Raw genomic sequence first — 19440 nt, 5'->3', positions numbered from 1 at the left:
TATTAACGTCGAGAAAAATGTAATTGAAAGGGGAAAGTGGGATGATCGAGCCTAGAAAGATCATCGTTTTTGTATTTGTGTTGTTGCTTCTTTTTTATACCTGTCGCCTGTTATATGCGACACGAAATAAAAAAGATAAGGCATACGTTTTTATTATTATGATTTGCGGACTCTCACTGAGTTCCATCGCAACATTTTTGGATATAATCGCTAAAATTGTCAATAATCAGGTGATTTATGATTTATTGCGTTTATGTTTTACATTGGGATCAATTTTTTATATTATCGGAATTATTCTCTGGAGTGGTTTAACAAAAGCGATGATTGAGGAACTGGAACAAATTGCTTCGACGGATCCGCTGACTGGAGCTTTAAACCGAAATGGACTCGAGAAAAGATTTCAGGAATTGATTAAAAAGGAGAGATCTTTTTTTCTTTGCGTTTGCGATCTCGATGGAACGAAATCTATTAATGATACTTATGGTCATATTGAAGGTGACAAGTTTATCAGCAATACAGTAAACCTGATGGTCGGCCTGGTGGAAGCTAAAGGATGGGTAGCGAGAACTGGAGGAGATGAGTTTATTATCCTTTTTGAAGATAACAAGGAGATGGAAATTGAGAGTTTTCTCGGTGTTATTAGAGAAAAGGTCAAGTGCTTCTATCCGCAGGAAAATGTTGGTATCAGTGTGGGTTATGCACATTTCCCGGAAGATGGGCAAAGCCTGGAGTTGCTGACGAAAACAGCGGATATGAGGATGTATGAGGATAAAAATACTAAATAAAACAGATCAGAAAGAGACTGGATTAAAGGCAGAAAGGGGTTAAAATGAACAAGAAGTTGATGGCGTTGGGGGCTAGTCTGGTATTGATAATGGTGATATTGTCGGGATGCACACAAAGCGCTGAACCAAAACGCTATGAAAAGACCATTGAAACGGCGCGAACGGAGATCTGGAATGCCATCTCAGCAGGAGGGGCGTCGAGTGCCACCGTGGCGATTATGGACAATGGCAATCTGGTATATGAAGAAGGCTTTGCCATGGCCAACCGGGATACCGGGCTTCCAGTGACCAGGGATACCCAGTTTAATATCTGTTCGGTCAGCAAGGTGTTTACTGCTGCGGCAATCTTGCAACTTTGCGAAGATGGAAAATTGGAACTGGATAAACCGGTGGTTGATTATCTGCCGGAGTTCACCATGGCGGACAGCCGGTATAAGAATATCACAGTCAGAATGCTGCTCAATCATACTGCCGCCTTGCCCGGAACCTATACCAATAATGCCGAAACAACGGTGCCGAACCCCAACTATACCAAAAATTTTCTGGCCTATCTGACCGAAACAGAGTTAAAGGGCGAGCCCGGGAAGGTTAGCGTCTACTGCAACGATTGTTTTACGTTGGCTCAAATTCTGGTCGAAAAGCGTTCCGGCCTGTCCTTTGCTGATTATCTGGCGACAAACATTTTTAATAAAGCTGGGATGAAAAACAGCAGCTGTTATTTTAAAGCCGACAACCCGGACATTGCCCGGAAATACAACGAAGATGGCACTGCCGCTCCAGTGGAATACATCAACAGCCTGGGCTCGGGAGGGATTTCCTCCACCGCGGCCGATTTATGCCGTTATGGCCAGGCGCTGTTCCAGGGCAAAATTATCAATGAAGCGATGTTCACTGAATATACCAGTCCTCAATATGGTGATGAAACAGTACCCGCAGGAACGCCCCTTTATCCTTATGGGTTGGGTTGGGATAGTGTGGCAGTGGCGGATTTTGAGCGCCAGGGGGTGACCGTGATTGGCAAAAACGGCGGATCACCCCAATACAATTCGCAGTTATATCTGCTGCCTGAGGAAAATATCTCAGTGGCCATTGTCTTTGCGGGAAATGCTGATGTCACTGGCGTTGCCAATGATATTGTCCAGTCGCTGCTTGATGAAAATGGCCTCGGTGAAGTTCCGGAAATTGCGGTAACGGAGCCAATAGCAGCCACCATCCCTGATGCGATTTTGGCTTACGCCGGGATATATGGCGATGGTTCAGCCATTCAAAAGATTGAATTCAATAATGAGAAGAATGCGATGACTTATAAAAAATTTAACGGCCAGGTCTTTGAAACCCAGGGCACCTATCCCTATCTCAGCGATGGCTATTTTCATTTACCGGTGGGCTACCGGGCTGGCTTTGCTGAAAATTTCGGCCAAAAACTTTTCGTGATCTATGATCTCAACAGCGATGCGGGCTTTGTTTCAGGTCAAAAAATGGCGTCTGGAGATGGGGTTCTGGATACCAGCCAGTTTAACGGAAAATCCTGGATTCCCACCAATCTTTCAGCCATTGATGCCAATGCAATGGCCGTCCAAACCGGTGTTGTAGCAGAGCTGTCGGGTTATCTTTATCACACGGCTAATGGGGGTTACACCCTCTATGGCTTAAAGGATGCAACGACAACGCAAATGGTTCTGCCCTATGGCAGGGATCTGGCCGAGGCCACGATTACCGAAAGCAACGGTCAGGCGATCTTAACCATCATGGATTATCAGTTAATCGATACCGCTACTGTGGCTTTGTTGCAAAAAGATGAACCGCTTGTCATTGGCAGTGATGGTCTGAACGTGTGTCGTAAGCTGGATCATGACGGGGTCTTTGGCGCAGTGATTCCGGAAGGCAGCCGGATTGTTATTTACGATCCTGATTTGCAGCCAGGCTACGACAGTATGACTGACGCGGCCAAAGAAACCGCAGTGACCGCCGGATCCTATCTGGTCTTTATCGGAGCGCCGGGAGATACATTCGCTTACAACTATACGCTTTAGCCCGGCAGCATTGCCAGGGATGGAGAAGCTACTAAGGCTGTTTATACAAAAGTAGGTAACGGCGAAAGTGCCGTGAGCTATGGATTTAGTTTTGAAATTAAATAGAAAAAAAGACACGAAAGGATGAAGAAAATGTTAAAAAAAAGATTAACGGTTGTGATCCTCAGTTTGTTCTTGATTCTTGTTCCTTTGGCGGGGTGTACGACCGCCCCTTCTCAGAGTCAGAGCTATGAAAAAACCATTGCTACCGCTCGCACCGAAATCTGGAAAGCGATCGCCGGTGGCAGGGCTTCCAGTGCGACGGTGGCCATTATGGACAATGGTAAAATTGTTTATGAAGAAGGCTTTGCCATGGCCAACCGGGTGGAGGCTCTGGGGGTAAATACCAGCACCCAGTTTAATATTGGCTCAGTCAGTAAGGTTTTTACGGCTGCCGCCGTGATGCAGCTGGTGGAGGCTGGCCAGCTTGAGCTGGATAAGCCGGTGGTTGATTATATTCCGGATTTTACCATGCAGGACAGCCGCTACCAAGATATCACGGTCCGGATGCTGCTGAACCATACCTCGGGATTGCCGGGAACAATGATGTATAATGGCTTTGCATCGGCCAAAGATCCCCAGTTTTTAAGCGAATTTATGAATTATCTGGCGGGCTGCAGTCTCAAGGCTGATCCTGGGGTGGTCAGTGTTTACTGCAATGATGGCTTCACTTTGGCCGAGGTTTTAGTTGAAAAAGTAACCGGCCAGAGCTATGCGGACTATCTGGATAAAAACATTTTTTCAAAAGCCGGGATGAAAGACAGCAGCTGTTCCTTTAAGGCTGAAAATCCCAATATTGCTCTGAAGTATAACAATGAGGATGGCGCTGCTCTGCCGGCAGAAATCATCAATCTGATGGGTACCGGGGGAATTTCCGCGACAGCAGCGGATCTGTGTCGTTTCGGAAATGCCCTGCTGGGGAACAAGCTGATGAGTGCCGAATCCTTTGCCGAGTATACCAGTCCCCAGTATGGAAAAGAAACGGTGCCGTCAGGTACCCCGATCACCAATTACGGTTTGGGTTGGGATATGGTGGACGTCGCCAGCTTTGCCGAACAGGGCGTCCATGTGCTCAGCAAAAATGGGGGAACCCTGCAGTTTAATTCCCAGTTGTATGTGATACCCCAGGAGAATATTTCAGTTGCCCTGATCTTTGCCGGTACCGGTGATGCCTCGGGAATTGCCGAAACCATCACTCAGACACTGCTGGAAGAAAAGGGGATTATTCCCGCCCCGGTAGCCGCGGATCAAACCGCGACAACCGCCGCCGTAGCGATACCCAACGAAATTCTCGGTTTTGCTGGGTATTATGGAGCCAGTGGCAGTGCCATTAAAATTGAGTTTAATCAGCAGAACAACACCCTCGAATACAAACGCTTCGATGGAAATGGCTTTGCCACCGCCGGCAGCTATCCCTACACGGGTGACGGATTCTTTGATATGCAAAACGGATATCGGATGTCTTTTTCCGAAAGTTTTGGCAAAAAATTGGTACTGCAATCGATGAATGAGGCTGATTATTCGCTTGTTATCGCAGCAGATATTAAGGCCAATAATCCGGTCGATACCAGCCGTTTTGCTGGTAAAGCCTGGATTCCGGTGAATCTCAGTGCCATTGATCTGTATGCCTTCTCGGCTGTGACCGGCAGTCTGCCGGAGCTTCCGGGGACGATTTATTTCGGCAGCGACGGCAGCTTTACCCCTTATCCCCTAAAGGACGAAAATACCGCCTTTATGAACCTGCCCTATGCCCGGGATCTGGTTGAGCCAACCATTAAAGTAGAAAACGGAACCACAACGATGACGGCGATGGGTTACGTTTTTCTGGATGTGGCCGAGATCCCCGTTCTGGCCAGCGATGAAAAAATCAGGATTGAAAAAGCTGGCGAAAATGTCGTCCGAAAGCTGGATGCCGATGGCAGCTTTAGTGTCACCCTGCCAGAGAGTGGCCGATTGGTGATCTATGATCCAGCGCTGACGGTATTAGCCGATACCATGTATGCAGCAATTGAAGAAGTGCCGGTGACAGCGGACTCCTATCTGATGTTTATCGGAAACGAAGGCGATGAATTTGTCTATCAGTACAGCTTTTAAATAGTCAGTACTTGCAATAAGGCTCAAAACAAATATTTTGATTCAGACTATCAAAAAAGATAACCCAGTACCGACAATTGTTACATCATGTTGTACGCATCGGAGCGGACACGGCAGAGCCTGTCCGATTCCGCGGCGAACAACAGATTAACAATTGGTCGGTACGGTAGTTTATAGACAACCTCGCTCAAAATATATTTTGAGTCTTATTTTTTTGTCGGAATTGGGTTACAATGAATGAAATAGAGCAATTGATTATGAGTCGAAAAATTATCCAGGGTGATTGCAGATTTGCTTATTTGAATTAAGAAGGGAAATTTGTCATGAAGAAGATTACCAAGATTATCTGTCTATTTCTTTCGGTGCTGTTTTTGACCGGCTGTACCGCCAGTCAAAATGAACCAAAAACAGAGCGTATCAAAGAGACCATCTACGATGCCTACGTTTATGCCTTTCCGTTGGTGCTGGTGAATGCCACCATGGAAAAGATGACCAATACCGTGGAGCCAACGACAACCCAGGCACCGCCCAATCAGTTGTTCCACAGCCATAATCTGGCCAATGCCAGTGCTAAAGATGTGGTCACCCTCAATACGGATACCCTCTATTCTCAGGCATTTTTGGATCTTTCGGAAACGCCGATGGTTTTTGTGATGCCCAAAGCCGATCGTTTCTGTTCCGGGGAGATTATGGATGCCTATACCAATGCGGTGAAAATTACCGGCTCTGGCAGCGATAATCCCGATCAGACGGCTTTTCTGATCACCGGGCCGGACTACCGTGGTGAAGTTCCCGATAACCTGACCCAAGTAGCGATGCCAACCAATATGGCCTGGATTCTATGCCGGGTGCTCAGCTACGGCGAAGCCGATCTTGATAATGTTTACGCCATTCAAAATAAGATGCAACTGCAACCATTACAAAACTATTTGTCAGGGGAAGTCTATATCCCGGCTAAGGGCAGCTATAATGAAAGTAATAACTTTATTCCCATTGAACATGTGTTGCAGATGTCTCCGGCGGATTTTTTCAATACGGCCAATCAGTTGATGGTTGCTAATCCCCCCGCCAGCGCTGATCAGGCCATGATCGAAAAAATCAGCATGGTGGGAGTAGGACCGGGCCTTAAGTTTGATGAAGCGATATTGGGGGATTCCGGCCAGGAAAACTGGACCGAAATGATTAATGAGCTGTCGACCACGTTGTTTAATGATTCCCAGGATTTCCTGGTTCAGATGAATAACTGGCGGTTCTTTGGGGAACCGGTGGCGGAATTTGGCACCGAATATGATTACCGGGCATTGATTGCCTTAAATGGTTTGGCGGCCAATCCGGTTTCAGTGGCCATTTACCCCAATGCCAGTACTGACAGCGCTGGCGGCACCTTTGATGGCACCAATAATTATGTTATTCATTTTGACATAGATCAACTTCCGCCAACTAACAATACCGGTTTCTGGTCGATCACTGCCTATGACAGTAATAACTTTTTAATTGATAATCCGATTAACCGTTACAGCATCAATGACCGCAGCGCCGTCACCTATAATCAGGACGGATCACTGGATTTGCTGCTGCAAACGCAGGCTCCTGGCGATGCCGCAATGACCAATAACTGGCTACCGATTTCGGCCGACAACTTCCATTTATATCTGCGTATCTACCTTCCTCAGGATTCAGTGTTTGATGGAACCTGGCAACCGCCAACGATTAAAAAGACTGAGTAAGAAGGTGTGATTTAAGAAGTAGCAGTGGTGATATGAGTAGGAATCCGAATTAGAGTATAACAAAATTGGCGAAGCCCCAGGGGATTCGCCAATTTTTATAGAAAATTTTTGACTGTGATGTTATTGAAAGTTACACCAAATGGTAGGCGGCAACAAAACCGGTTTCGACCGCGTTGGCAATTCGGCCAACCTGGGCGGTATCACCAATTTTGACAACCCGATCAAAGTGATTAGCAAGCACATCGGCCAGGGTTTGATCAGCTTTGACACCTAAGGATAGCACCACATAGTCAACAGCGAGGTCAGTGCATTGTCCATTAGTCTGCTCCAATTTAATCGATTTGTCATCAATCGAAACCAGCTTATGGGCAGGCATAAAGATCGTGCCAAATTTTATCAGGCGGGCCTGAACGTCGCTGAAGCTCTGCCAGCTGGCATCGGGGCCAATGCGATCAGCCATTTCCACCACAAAAACCTCGTTATCCTGGGTTTCCAGCAGCTCAGCCGTTTCAACCCCGGTCATGCCAGAGCCGATCACAGCAACTTTTTTACCAGCGAGCTGGACCTTGCCAGTGAGAATATCGGTGCTGGTGCAGACATGGGCTTTTTTGACGCCTTTGATCGATTGGGGAACAATCGCTTCAGAACCGGTGCCAACAAAAACAGCATAAGGGTTCAGGGCCGTAATGGCATTATGGGTGGCGGGCGTATTGAGTCGAACCTCCACCCCCAGTTTAGTGAGCTGGATTTTATAATAGTCGATCAGCCAGTTGATTTTGTCTTTATGAGGTGGTTTGTTGGCCAGCCCGAGTTGGCCACCCAGTTCGCCGTCTTTCTCAAATAAGACGACTTTAAACTGGCGTTCGGCCAGCTTTCGGGCCGCTTCCATGCCCGCGGGACCACCACCGATAACAACCACTAAACGGCCATCGCCATCCCGCCGGGCATCATTATAGAACCATTCCCGGGCGGCCCGGGCATTGATGGCACAGGCAAAGGGTTCACCCTTCATTCCATTGGCAATCATCGAATCCATACAGTTCAGACAGGAAATACAGCGGCGGATATCGTCCACCTGTCCGGCAGCAGCTTTATTGACCCAATCGGGATCGGCCAATAAACCCCGGGCGATGGTAACCCCGTCTACCCGTCCTTCGGCAATGATTTGTTCGGCAAACTCGGGGTTGCGGATCACACCGACCCCAAAGACCGGCACATCGACCGCTTTTTTAACGGCTTCGGCCAGATAGATTTTCCAGCCTTCGTTAAAAGAAATTGGTTCCCAGGCCTGGTTCATGGTTTCATAGATACCAGCGGAGACGTTGATGGCATCGAGACCAAAGGGCACCAGGTATTTACAGATTTCCACCGCTTCATCCAGCAGCAAGCCGTCTTCGGAAAAGGGGAACATCGATTCCCGGAGAAACTCATCGGCTGAAATCCGGAACATCACCGGGTAGTCCCGGCCAACGCGGGCGCGAATGCCTTCAATAATTTCTTTAACGACGCGAGCCCGGTTTTCGGTGCTGCCGCCGTATTCGTCAGTCCGTTTATTGGTCAGCGGGGAAATGAACTGGTTTAACATATAGCCATGGGCGCCATGCAGTTCAACCCCGTCGATCCCGGCTTTGTAGCAACGTTCTGCAGCATTGATATAATCCTGAACAAAACTTTTTATTTCGGCATTGGTCATTTCCCGGCATTCGGCCTGGGTTAGCATGCTCTTGATGCCACTGGGGGAGATGGTCGCCCGACCGCCGATGGCCATGTTATCAGTCTGGCGACCGGGATGATGAAGCTGAATAAAGATCGCTCCATCATAAAAATGAACGGCTTTGGCCAGCTTTGCCAGTCCTGGGATGCAGTCGTCGGTGGCGGCAGAGGTTTGACGGGGCATCATCACCCCGGTTTCATTATTTACCCGGGTGACCTCATTGATAATCAGTCCGACCCCGCCTTTGGCGCGCTCGGCGTAGTAGGCGCATTCGCATTCCGAAACCGTAGCGTTGTCGTGGGCCGTTCCCGAACCCATGGCGCCCATCACGACCCGGTTTCTGATTTTTAATGAACCAATATTAATAGGGGATAATAAATTTTCAAAAGTCATAGAGATTCTCCTTAAATTTTATAAATCGATTTACTGATAGCAGTCGAAGATCTTGGCCAGCGATGCGGCAATGCGTTCTTCAGTAGCGGGAACCGGACAGAGAAAGCGTAATCCTTCATTGGCGACATAGTTTGTACAGCCGATGATTTGCTCCCGGGATATATTTAAGTCCTGAAGCGTGGGGATCCCCAATTGCTTCTGAAATTGCCGTAATCCATTGGCGACTTCGATCCCAATGTCCAGGGGATCAGTGGCACTGATGGTTAGGCCCATGCAGGTACCGATTTTTTTGACTTTTTCGGGATAAACGGGTGCCGTCAATTCAAGGATAACCGGCGTGACCAGGGCGCAGGCAATCCCATGGGGGATATGAAAGGTGGCGCCCATGGCGTGGGCAATGGCGTGACCCAGGTGAACCATGGCATCATTAAAGGCAATGCCGGCATTGTTACTGGCCAGGGCCAGATTTTCCCGGGCCTCAAGATGCAAAGAATCAGCAGCAGCGATGGGCAGCCATTTGGTAATCCGTTCAATGGTGTCATAACAGAGAATATCGGAGTGGGGATTGGGTTGCACACTGGTTAATGCTTCGCAAACATGGGAAAAAGCGTCCATACCGGTGTAAACCGTGATCTCCTTTGGTAGACCGAGAGTCAGTTCCGGATCAACAATGGCAAAGCTGGCAGGTGCAATCGCACCGATTTTTTCATGATTCTTGGTATCGCTGATCACGGCGATAACGGTGCTTTCCGAGCCGGTACCAGAGGTGGTGGGAATCAGAATAAGTTTAATGGGTGGGTTTGCCAGTGGCGTCATGTTTCGGGCTGAATCCAGCAGTTCTGAAACACTGACATTATTGGCGCCCAAGGAGCTGATTCCTTTGGCGGTGTCGAGAACACTGCCGCCGCCAATGCCGACAATCCCATCAATGGCGTGGGTTTTTACCAGATCGGCACCAGCCTGAACCGTATAGTCCGGGGCATCCATTTCACAGTCGGTAAATAAAAAGGTTTCCATCCCGGCAGCGGTTAAACTGTCAATGGCTTTTTGAGAGTGCCCCATTTTTTCAACGTTTTCATCAGTGACGATTAAAACCCTGTTAAATCCTAATTCTTTGGCGACATCTCCGGTGGTGCTGACAGCGCCAGCACCGAAAGCCACCGGACATAATTGTGAGTATCGTTGTACCATATCAAATCCTCCTTGATTTTGTTAAAGAGTTGTCATTTCTATCTGGCATCAGTATAGCAGTTGGGGGTGGCTCCGTCTTTGTGAGGGTTTGAGATTTTAGTGATCAAAAAAGAAGTCAGTTAACAAAGCAGACTTGTAAAAAATGACAAAATGAGGAGGCTGAATTGGTAAACGATTCCTAAAAATGAGATCCGGGAAAGGTCAGTCGTTTTTATTTAAGACCCTGATGTACAGGGGTTTCACCCCGTGATATAATGAGTCAAATTCGATAAGATGATAAGGTGGTTCTGATGGCGGTAACACTTCAAAAAATTAGGTCGGTATTGAATGGGCGTCCCATTAAAATGAGCAGCGATGAAAATGACGACAATATTGAAATTAAAGGCATTGATTATTTTGCTGAACAGCGTCCGGACTTGTTGCCAGACTATGCCTATGTCATTAAGATGTCTGAGCTAGTCCAGCGACGGCTGGATCACAAAAACTGTTTCATTATCATTGCGGATCAGCCCCTGGACGAAAAGGATATCAGGGTAAGCGGCACGAAGGCCATTCTGGTGAATAAAGACTGGAACCCGGAAACGGTGGTCAAGCGGGTAAGACAATTATTTGAGGAGCAGTATCGGATTGGTGACAGTTCAATAAAGATTCTTGAGTCCTGCCGGAAAGGCTATACGATCCAGCAATTACTGGATCTGGGCTATCAGCTGCTGAATAATCCCTTGTTGCTGGTTGACGTTTCGTTATGTTTTATTGCCCATTCCGGCGGAAATAATATTGACGATGAACCGCTCTGGGAATGGACCCTGTCCAAGGGCTATGTCAATAAAGAGTATGCAAAATCGGTGATGACGGATGATAATCAAAATGAAATTGAACAGGGCAAAGAAGTGCTGGTCATCTGGGAAACCGGCCTGTTAAACCACCGGCAACTGGTTGGCCGGGTTTTAAAAAACAATCGGCCGCTGGCCTATCTGAAACTCTTGGAGTATCATCATCCGATTACTGAAAGCGATCAGGAAATCCTGATCATGCTCTGTCATGCCGTGGCGATGACCATGGAAGATGCCAACGGCAGCAGCCATACCGCCAGTTCACTCAGCGACACCTTTTTAATTGCCCTGCTCAACCAGAAAATGTATGATCATAAGGCCATTGAAGAACGGGAAAGAATTTATGGATTAAAGCTCTATAAAAACCTCTTTGCCCTGGTCATCCGCATTGATAATCGCCAGAATACCAATGATCGGTTGTACTATTTAAAACGGATTTATCAGAATTTCTTTAATCGTCAAACAGTGATTATTTACAATGGGCAATTGGTGATTTTGCTGGACACCATTACCGCAGAAATTCAGAATGAGCGGGAGATGGCATCTTTTGAAAATCTGCTGGAGGAAAATGACTGTACCGCCGGCATCAGCAAAATATTTTATCACCTGTATGATTTTTGTGAGCACTATAAACAGGCTCACAACGCGCTGAATTTAGGCGATCAGCTGAAAAAACCAGGACGGATTCGCAACTATGACGAACTGATTATTCCCCACATGATCCTCAGTTTTAGAGGGGAAACCAATATTAAAAATTTAATCCATCCGGTGGTGAAAGCACTGAAAGACCTGGATGATAAAAAAGGTAGCAATTTTCTGGAAACCCTGGTAGCCTATATTAATCATAATCAGGATACTACCCTGACAGCTAAAAGCCTGCATGTTCACTACAATACGCTCAAATACCGGATTAATCGGATTATCGAATTAACCGAGCTTGATTTATCCGATAGCGAAACCTTGTTCAATATTCAGCTGTCAGTGAAGGTAAATGAAATTTTAGCCTGTTTATAGTAAAAAATGGAGAAAAGCGCGATGAAGATAATCAATGAAACCCACAGCTTAAGTTTAAAAGAGAATTTTGCAATCGAACGCATCCATCAGTCGACAGACCAGCAGTTGACTGATGAGAAAATGACTGACATGGTGATTGTCGAACATCATCTGGATGCTTATATCAATGATCAACTGGCCTTCAAGCTGGTCTGCACCCCGGAAAAACTGGATGCCCTGGTGCTGGGATTTCTGCTCAGTGAGGGCTATATTGAAAAGCCCGATGAGATTGAATTTATTTATGTCTGTGAAAGTGGGGAGCGGGTCAAGGTCCAGCTGAACAAACCGTTGGCATTGCCGGAAATTGATCATGACACCGGCAGTAACTCGATTTCCTGTGGCAATAACCGGAAAATCCGCCAGGCCGCTTACGCCACAAGTCTGATTTCGATACCGGTCCATGACTGGTCTCATGAAACGGTATCGATGCTGGCCAATGCCTGTAACCGGAATGCCGGACTATTTGCCGAAACCGGCGGAACGCACTGCTGTGCGATGAGCATTAGCGGCGAACTGACTTTTATCTGTGAAGATATTGGTCGCCATAATGCGGTGGATAAAGCCATTGGCCAGGCCTTAATGGAAGAAAAAAACCTCGACGAGGCAATCCTGTTTACCACCGGTCGGATTCCCTCGGATATGGTCATAAAAGCGATCAGAAGCCGCATCCCGGTGATTGCTTCACATTCAGCACCCACCGACGAAGCGGTTTTACTGGCCCGCCAGTTTAATCTCACCCTGATTGGTTTTGTCAGAGGTAAACGAATGAATCTTTATGCAGGAAAGTAATTTCCTGCTCAGACTGTCAAAAAAGATAACCTAGTACCGACAATTGTTACATCATGTTGTACGCATCGGAGCGGACACGGCAGAGCCTGTCCGATTCTTCGCGAAAGTAACGAGCCAATCACAAGCTTGCTTGTAGTTGGCGACTGCTCGCGACTAATGCGAAAGGAGCGTAGCGGATTTCGCATAGCGCAGCGAACAACAGATTAACAATTGGTCGGTACGGTAGTTTATCGACAACCTCTGCAGGAAAGTAATTTCCTGTTTTTTTTCGGAACTGCAATATCATCCAAGAGATAAAACCAGATCAATGCTACACTGGGATGGAAGCGGAGGTAGTAAAATGAAACACCACGAAGAACGGGTTGTCCGTTATGATAGCGAACTGAAAATCGAAGCCTTGCGGTTAAGAGGCATTATTCAAAAATTTCCCAATCACTTTCATGAGCATTATGTGATTGGTTTTATTGAAAGCGGACAGCGAAAACTGTCCTGTAAGAACAGGGAATACCGGGTGGAACCGGGGGACTTGCTGCTTTTTAACCCCTATGATAATCATTTTTGCGAACAAATTGATGAAAAACCATTGGATTACCGGTGTCTTAATATCAAACCGGAAATAATGAAGGAAGTGGTTTACGAAATCACCGGGAAGTTGGACAGGCTGATTTTTAAACAGCCGGTAGTATCCCGGTGCGAACAGGTCAAGGGCCTTCAGGAACTGCATCAGATGGTGATGCAGGAAGCATGCGAATTTAACAAAGAAGAAGCCTTTCTGTTTTTGATCGAGCAGCTGGTCGAAGAATACGGAAACTGGGAAGCCGATTGTGATCAGCCGGAAAGTGATGGCGACATTGAAATGATCTGTGCTTACCTGGAAGCACATTATCAGGAGCGGATCACACTGGCGGACTTATGTGCCTTAAGCGGATGCGGCAAGTATTATCTGGTCCGGGCTTTTACTAAAACAAAGGGCATCACCCCCTACCGCTATCTGGAGACGGTGCGTATCAACCAGGCCAAGCAGTTGCTGGAAAAAGGCCTGGAACCGCTTGAAACAGCTTACCAGACAGGATTTTCGGATCAGAGTCACTTCACTAATTTTTTTAAGGAATTCATCGGGATTACCCCCAAACAATACCAGAAAATATTTATCCCACATGCTCCGCAACCCCGGGGATCCAGGAGCGGGGATGAAGGGAGCAAAAATTGAGTGGCGATCCCCGGCTGACCGGCCATCTGGCCGCGGCATTTACGATTTTTATCTGGGGCATCACCTTTGTTTCGACAAAAATTCTACTGGATGTCTTTGCGCCGATTGAGATTCTGGTTTTGCGCTTCGTCATCGGGTATATCGCTCTGACGCTTGTCTACCCCCGACGCATGGGCCTTTGCAGCAGGACTGAGGAAATGCTGATGATGGCCGCGGGTTTGTGTGGGGTCACGCTTTATTTTTTGCTGGAGAACATTGCCCTAACCTATACCTATGCCTCTAACGTTGGCGTGATTATTTCGATTGCGCCCTTTTTTACGGCCATCCTGGCTCATTTCTTTTTGGCGGGAGAAAAACTGCGTCTGAATTTTTTCATTGGTTTTCTGGCCGCGATCATGGGAATTTTTTTGATCAGCTTTAACGGGATCATGGTGCTGCAACTCAATCCCATTGGTGACTTACTGGCGCTGCTGGCGGCCGGGGTGTGGGCGGTTTATTCGGTGTTGACCCGGAAAATAAGTGGTCTGGGTTATCATACCATTCAAACCACAAGGCGGATCTTTTTTTACGGGATCCTATTTATGCTGCCAGTGCTGCTCTTTTTTGATGTCAATTGGAGTCTTAAACCATTGGCCCAGCCGGTTTATCTCTTTAATCTGCTGTTTCTGGGATTATTGGCCTCGGCGCTCTGCTTTGTCACCTGGAGTCTGGCGGTTAAACGATTGGGAGCCACCAAAACGACGGTTTATATTTATCTGGTGCCAGTCATCACGGTGGCAACATCGGTGCTGGTTCTGCAGGAAAGACTAACCGGGCTGGCGGTTCTGGGGATTATGCTAACCTTGCTGGGATTGGTCATTTCCGAAAGGCAGGTAGCCCCGGGGGGGAAATACGATTGCCGAACAAACCGAAAAGATCAGCTAAAATTGAGAACCAGCAGACATGAATTTATAACAAAAACAAACAAATTATCTGCCCATCGTCATGATTTATGATAGAATAAATCATGACGATGGTTTTTTTGAAATGATAAATGATATCAAGGAAGGGTTGAATAAAATGTTAAGATTAAGGGCAATTAGGATCACTTTGATTGGTTTATGCGGTCTGGCTTTATTGCTGGTGCTGACGCCGCTTTGTGGCAGTGTCAGTGCAGAGGAAAATCCGACACAAACTGAAAACGCTGTCAAAGCGGCCTCGGATTCGGTGGGTCAGGCAATGACAGCAGAGCGCACGGTAAATGCTGCGATGGGTTGTTCTTATCGTACCCATGTTCAGAATGTCGGTTGGCAGAGTTTTGTCAGCAACGGCGTCATTAGCGGAACTGAAGGACAGGGTCTGCGGTTGGAGGGCATCGAAGCCAACTTGGAGAATGTCAGCGGCGATGTCGGCATTGAATATACCACCCACGTCCAGAATGTCGGCTGGCAGAATTATGTAAAAAATGGTACGATGAGCGGAACCTCCGGCCAGTCACTGCGGCTGGAAGCGATCAAAATTAGATTGACTGGGGCTGACGCTGAGAATTACGACCTTTACTATCAGGTCCACGCTCAAAATTTTGGCTGGCTGGATTGGGCTAAAAATGATGCTAGTGCCGGAACCGAAGGGTTTGGCTTAAGGTTGGAAGGGATCAAAATCATGGTGGTACCCAAGGGTGATCCGGCGCCGGGGGCAACCGACCGGCCCTTTGTCACCACCAACATCCAAACGGTTTACCAGACCCATATCCAGAATATTGGCTGGCAGGGTTGGCAGAAAAATGGCGAACTGAGTGGCACAACGGGACAGAATCTGCGTCTGGAAGCGATTGAAATAAAGAATGATAATAGCGAGAGTAATGTCGGGCTTGAATACCAGACCCATGTTCAGAATATTGGTTGGCAGGGTTGGAAAGAGGACGGCGAAATGAGCGGCACCTCGAATCAGGGGTTGCGCCTGGAAGGAATCCAAATCCGGCTGACTGGAGCCAATGCCAATCTGTTCGACGTATATTATGAAGCCTATGTGGAAGGTTTTGGCTGGATGCCCTGGGTGATGAATGGGGAAAGTGCCGGGACCGAAGGGTTGGGGTTACGTCTGGAAGGAATTAGAATTATTGTTCAGCTCAAAGGTTCACAGGGACCCAGCCCCACCCAAAATGAGTTGGGTTCGATGGCTCAGCTGGTCAATAAAAACCACAGTGTTTCACCGGATTATGTTCCGGACGATCTGGTCTGGGTTAATCTGCCCTCGACCCGGGACACGCAACTCCGGGCTGATGCCGCTGAGCATCTGATCCAGCTGTTTAATGGCGCCAGTGCTCAGGGCTTGACCCTTTACTGCTGTTCTGGGTATCGCTCTTATGCGACCCAGTCAGCGTTGTATCAGTGGAATGTGGAGATGTATGGGGTCGCTGGGGCGGAGCTGGTCAGTGCCCGACCGGGAATGAGTGAGCATCAACTGGGGTTGGCCATGGATGTCACGTCCGCCACGGTTGATTTTGATCTGGTGGAAAGCTTTGGGGCCACGGCGGAAGGTCAGTTTATCCGGGATCATGCTCATGAATATGGCTTTATTGTCCGCTATCCTCAGGGTAAAACCAATATCACCGGCTATGCCTATGAACCTTGGCATCTGCGTTATCTGGGGGTTCCGGTGGCCACCACCATTCACAACAGTGGTAAAACCATGGAAGAGTTTTATGGGATTTATTAACTGATTTGATTTTTACGAAAGGCAATGCGATGAAAAAGTTAGGAATACTATTGCTGGTTGTGGTCATTTTGGTGGCCGGATGTTCAAGTCAGGAAAAAGCAAAGGAGAAGGCGGTGTCAGTTAAAAAAATTACGGCTGCAGAGGCCAAAGTCATGATCGATGGGGGCGAAGACCTGGTTATTCTGGATGTCCGGACTCAGGAGGAATACGATCAAGGTCATATTGAGAATGCGGTACTGATTCCGGATACCGAGATCAGCGCTAAGGCGCCTACTGTTTTAGCTGATCAGAATCAGACCATTCTTGTTTATTGCCGCACTGGCCGGCGAAGTGCCGAGGCGGCTAAAAAATTGGTGGATCTCGGCTATACTCATATCTATGATTTTGGTGGTATTGTGGATTGGCCTTATGAAGTGGTGAAGTAAGCCATCAAGCAGCTAGATAAATTATCCAGGTTGCAACAGACAAAAATGTGGGCAACCTGGATGGGGCGATAAATATCTTGCTAACAGCAAAAAAAATCTGTCGAAAAATGTGTTGAGGGTGGAGAATTAGTGATTATCTGATATTAAGGACTAGAATTCTAAATAGTTGAGATTTAAATTGCGATTTGAGAATAATTGCAGGTTTGAATATAGTTGTCAATATGACGATCGATGTCGATCCAATCATTAACCCGGGTAATCCCGGGAAACAAATGACCCTGATTATAATAACAGTCGATCAGCAGGACATTAAATCCGTGACTTGCTAGTTGCACCGCATTTTCGTAGCGATCCTCAATAAAAATATCACAGCAGAATTCGTAGGCTTTGGCAACCTTATCATGAGAGCCCAATAGTGATAGGGAACTCATCGGGATGTGGTGATGAGACAACCACTTTTCAGTCACGTTTTTCATTTCGATCTCCCGGGCGGTAACAAAGTGAAGATTGTGATCGGTAAAAAGGCCATTGAGAACGTCTTTTACACCCGCGCGGATGTGGGACTCGGCATAAATGGTTTCACCATACAAATGATAAAATTCAGCAAAGGCTTTTGGGTCTACCCCAAGCGCGATATATTCATCATATTCAGTAACCATTTCTGGGATAATTTGGGTGTTGAAGTATTCGTTGGCTCTGGGAATCCAGTCATAAGCTTCGGTTATCGTGCCATCAATATCAATACAAAAATTCAACTGATTCATTATTCATTCCTCCTGAACTTACTCGATAATGTGATTATATGGATGGCTCCAGGTTTCGTCTTTAATTCGAGATTAAAAATGTGTAAATTCTATGGTTTTCATTGTTTACGTATTTATTTAAAGAGTATCCATCCAATGATAGGGGCGGTAGGCCAGTCAAATGATGACTAGCCCACCGCCCAATTTTTTTATATTCGTATTATTTACATTCGTTGGGTAGCATCGAAGGCCAGCGGTGAACGCAGACATTCGTCGGCAAACATGGTCAACTGGAAGCATAGGGGGCTGCCTTTCATTCGTTCTGAAGCGTAGCTTAAGCCATTGGTTTTTTCATCCAGAAGGGGATGATCAATCTGCTGCGGGTCGCCTAGTAAGACTACTTTGGTACCCTTGCCGACCCGGGTAATAATACCCTTTACTTGTTTGGGAGTAAGGTTTTGCGCTTCATCAATAATCAGATAGGTATGGGTAATGGAGCGGCCGCGGATAAAATTCATGGCTTCGGCGGTGATGACACCCCGTTCAAACAGTTCCTCAATTTTTTTGCGCATTTCGATTTCATTCTGAAACCGGGATTTATCACTGCGATTCATTAAAATCTCCAGATTATCAATGATCGGCCGTAGCAGTGGGGCGATTTTTTCTTGCTCGCTACCCGGCAAAAAACCAATTTCATCATCAAACTGAACATTAGGCCGGGTGACTAAGATTTTGCGGTATCCTTTAAAATCGGGATCGAGGGTTTGGTGCAGCCCCACGGCCAAAGAATAGAAGGTCTTGGCGGTTCCAGCGGTGCCTTTGACAATTACCAGCGGGGCGGTTTCAGCGTCCTGCATCAGGGCTTCCTGCAAAAAACGCTGTCCGACATTTTTGGGCTTAACCCCGAAAGGCTCCAGGTCCAGGCTTTTTAAGGGGACAATTTTCTTGCCATTGAAGCGGCCCAGCAGCGTTTTTCGTTCATTGATATCAGAATGAATGATGAAAAACTGATTATGTTCAGGGATGATACCAGATTTTGTTTTGTTATCATTGATCACATAGATATTTTCTGGCAGAATTCCTTTTTTCTTGAATTCCTCCATTTTTTCATCCGGTGCATAGACTTCGGTTCGACCGGTATACTGATTCTGAAACACCGGCGACTGTTCAGCAAAGAAATCTTCGGTGGGGATTTCCAGCATCTGGGATTTCAACCGGACGATGATATCTTTGGTCACAAGTGTTACCGGTTCGCCCTGACTGATCAGTCCCTTACAGACTTTGAGAATGCGATTATCGTTGGAATTGTTTTGAAAACCGTAGGGAAGATCCACCGATGCAAAATTTGCTTCAATTTTAAGTAGTCCACCACTTTCCAGGCTGACCCCTTCAAACAGATTCCCCTTCTGCCTTAGCTGCTCCAGAAAACGAATCGACTGTCGGGCGTTTGAACCACGCTCGCCATCCTCGTTTTTCAGTTTGTCCAAATCTTCCAATACGGCGATGGGCAGAACAATCTTGTTATCCTCAAAGGACAACAGTGCCTGGGGGGATTGAATCAGTACGTTGGTATCCAGTACATACGTTTTTGGCATAGAAAACCTCCATAAAAGCTATTTTATGTTTTGCAGTTTCACGTTGAGTGTACACCAAAAGATCAAGTGACAGGTTTGGAACAGGTTAAATTTGTTAAAGAATAAGTCAAAAATGTGAC

At 46.9% G+C, this 19440-nt stretch carries 14 protein-coding genes; 10 read left to right on the top strand and 4 right to left on the bottom strand.

Features of this window, described 5'->3' with window-relative positions:
• The first annotated feature begins 41 nt into the window (after positions 1–41).
• The 4 genes from A3KS_RS0103095 (at position 42) to A3KS_RS0103080 (ending at position 6678) form a co-directional block, all read left to right on the top strand.
• The gene (locus tag A3KS_RS0103095; RefSeq protein ID WP_026393663.1) at positions 42–785 is read left to right on the top strand and encodes a GGDEF domain-containing protein; all 744 of its coding nucleotides are present in this window, start codon (positions 42–44) and stop codon (positions 783–785) included.
• 44 nt (positions 786–829) lie between these two features.
• On the top strand, positions 830–2818 hold the full coding sequence (locus tag A3KS_RS0103090) for a serine hydrolase domain-containing protein (RefSeq protein WP_026393662.1): 1989 nt from the start codon (positions 830–832) through the stop codon (positions 2816–2818).
• A gap of 132 nt (positions 2819–2950) precedes the next feature.
• Positions 2951–4951 carry a serine hydrolase domain-containing protein gene (locus A3KS_RS0103085; protein WP_026393661.1) on the top strand — a complete coding sequence of 667 codons (2001 nt, stop codon included), beginning with the start codon at positions 2951–2953 and terminating at the stop codon, positions 4949–4951.
• Between the two features lie 323 nt (positions 4952–5274).
• Positions 5275–6678, top strand: a complete 1404-nt coding sequence (locus A3KS_RS0103080; protein WP_051355620.1) for a DUF1254 domain-containing protein — start codon at positions 5275–5277, stop codon at positions 6676–6678.
• 130 nt (positions 6679–6808) lie between these two features.
• Here the strand turns inward: A3KS_RS0103080 and A3KS_RS0103075 are convergent, their stop codons facing one another.
• Entirely contained in the window at positions 6809–8785 is a 1977-nt protein-coding gene (locus tag A3KS_RS0103075) for an NAD(P)/FAD-dependent oxidoreductase (RefSeq protein ID WP_026393659.1), read from the bottom strand.
• Positions 8786–8815: 30 nt separating this feature from the next.
• Positions 8816–9976: an iron-containing alcohol dehydrogenase gene (locus A3KS_RS0103070; protein WP_026393658.1), complete on the bottom strand. Its 1161-nt coding sequence runs from the start codon at positions 9974–9976 to the stop codon at positions 8816–8818.
• A gap of 290 nt (positions 9977–10266) precedes the next feature.
• Between A3KS_RS0103070 and A3KS_RS0103065 the strand changes: the two genes are divergently transcribed.
• The 6 genes from A3KS_RS0103065 to A3KS_RS0103040 all read left to right on the top strand — a co-directional run bounded on the left by A3KS_RS0103065 (position 10267) and on the right by A3KS_RS0103040 (position 16983).
• Complete coding sequence (locus A3KS_RS0103065) at positions 10267–11823, top strand: PucR family transcriptional regulator (protein WP_026393657.1); 1557 nt, start codon at positions 10267–10269, stop codon at positions 11821–11823.
• A 21-nt stretch (positions 11824–11844) separates the two neighbouring features.
• A complete protein-coding gene (fdhD, locus tag A3KS_RS0103060) occupies positions 11845–12651 on the top strand; it encodes a formate dehydrogenase accessory sulfurtransferase FdhD (protein ID WP_051355619.1) in 807 nt (268 codons plus the stop codon).
• A gap of 340 nt (positions 12652–12991) precedes the next feature.
• Entirely contained in the window at positions 12992–13861 is an 870-nt protein-coding gene (locus A3KS_RS19855) for an AraC family ligand binding domain-containing protein (RefSeq protein ID WP_051355618.1), read from the top strand.
• The gene (locus A3KS_RS19850; RefSeq protein WP_084504865.1) at positions 13858–14856 is read left to right on the top strand and encodes a DMT family transporter; all 999 of its coding nucleotides are present in this window, start codon (positions 13858–13860) and stop codon (positions 14854–14856) included. Before A3KS_RS19855 ends, A3KS_RS19850 begins: the two co-directional genes overlap by 4 nt.
• A gap of 64 nt (positions 14857–14920) precedes the next feature.
• The gene (locus A3KS_RS22265) at positions 14921–16558 is read left to right on the top strand and encodes a D-alanyl-D-alanine carboxypeptidase family protein (protein ID WP_169727688.1); all 1638 of its coding nucleotides are present in this window, start codon (positions 14921–14923) and stop codon (positions 16556–16558) included.
• Positions 16559–16587: 29 nt separating this feature from the next.
• On the top strand, positions 16588–16983 hold the full coding sequence (locus tag A3KS_RS0103040; protein WP_026393655.1) for a rhodanese-like domain-containing protein: 396 nt from the start codon (positions 16588–16590) through the stop codon (positions 16981–16983).
• 173 nt (positions 16984–17156) lie between these two features.
• On the opposite strand, the gene A3KS_RS0103035 is transcribed toward A3KS_RS0103040, so the two are convergent.
• Positions 17157–17747, bottom strand: coding sequence for a nucleotidase (locus A3KS_RS0103035; protein ID WP_026393654.1), 591 nt, complete (start codon positions 17745–17747; stop codon positions 17157–17159).
• Positions 17748–17950: 203 nt separating this feature from the next.
• Entirely contained in the window at positions 17951–19321 is a 1371-nt protein-coding gene (locus tag A3KS_RS0103030) for a PhoH family protein (RefSeq protein ID WP_026393653.1), read from the bottom strand.
• Between the last annotated feature and the right edge of the window lie 119 nt (positions 19322–19440).

It is taken from the genome of Acetobacterium malicum subsp. dehalogenans DSM 11527, assembly GCF_000472665.1.
GTDB lineage: Bacteria > Bacillota > Clostridia > Eubacteriales > Eubacteriaceae > Acetobacterium > Acetobacterium malicum.
This window is presented reverse-complemented; position numbering and strand designations above follow the sequence as displayed.

Excerpts from the sequence above, each read along its gene's own strand:
- A3KS_RS0103030 (WP_026393653.1), bottom strand. The coding sequence starts at position 19,321 with ATGCCAAAAACGTATGTACTGGATACCAACGTACTGATTCAATCCCCC.
- A3KS_RS0103070 (WP_026393658.1), bottom strand. The coding sequence starts at position 9,976 with ATGGTACAACGATACTCACAATTATGTCCGGTGGCTTTCGGTGCTGGC.
- A3KS_RS0103095 (WP_026393663.1), top strand. The coding sequence starts at position 42 with ATGATCGAGCCTAGAAAGATCATCGTTTTTGTATTTGTGTTGTTGCTT.
- A3KS_RS0103075 (WP_026393659.1), bottom strand. The coding sequence starts at position 8,785 with ATGACTTTTGAAAATTTATTATCCCCTATTAATATTGGTTCATTAAAA.
- fdhD (WP_051355619.1), top strand. The coding sequence starts at position 11,845 with ATGAAGATAATCAATGAAACCCACAGCTTAAGTTTAAAAGAGAATTTT.
- A3KS_RS0103035 (WP_026393654.1), bottom strand. The coding sequence starts at position 17,747 with ATGAATCAGTTGAATTTTTGTATTGATATTGATGGCACGATAACCGAA.
- A3KS_RS0103085 (WP_026393661.1), top strand. The coding sequence starts at position 2,951 with ATGTTAAAAAAAAGATTAACGGTTGTGATCCTCAGTTTGTTCTTGATT.
- A3KS_RS0103040 (WP_026393655.1), top strand. The coding sequence starts at position 16,588 with ATGAAAAAGTTAGGAATACTATTGCTGGTTGTGGTCATTTTGGTGGCC.
- A3KS_RS22265 (WP_169727688.1), top strand. The coding sequence starts at position 14,921 with ATGTTAAGATTAAGGGCAATTAGGATCACTTTGATTGGTTTATGCGGT.
- A3KS_RS0103065 (WP_026393657.1), top strand. The coding sequence starts at position 10,267 with ATGGCGGTAACACTTCAAAAAATTAGGTCGGTATTGAATGGGCGTCCC.
- A3KS_RS0103090 (WP_026393662.1), top strand. The coding sequence starts at position 830 with ATGAACAAGAAGTTGATGGCGTTGGGGGCTAGTCTGGTATTGATAATG.
- A3KS_RS0103080 (WP_051355620.1), top strand. The coding sequence starts at position 5,275 with ATGAAGAAGATTACCAAGATTATCTGTCTATTTCTTTCGGTGCTGTTT.
- A3KS_RS19855 (WP_051355618.1), top strand. The coding sequence starts at position 12,992 with ATGAAACACCACGAAGAACGGGTTGTCCGTTATGATAGCGAACTGAAA.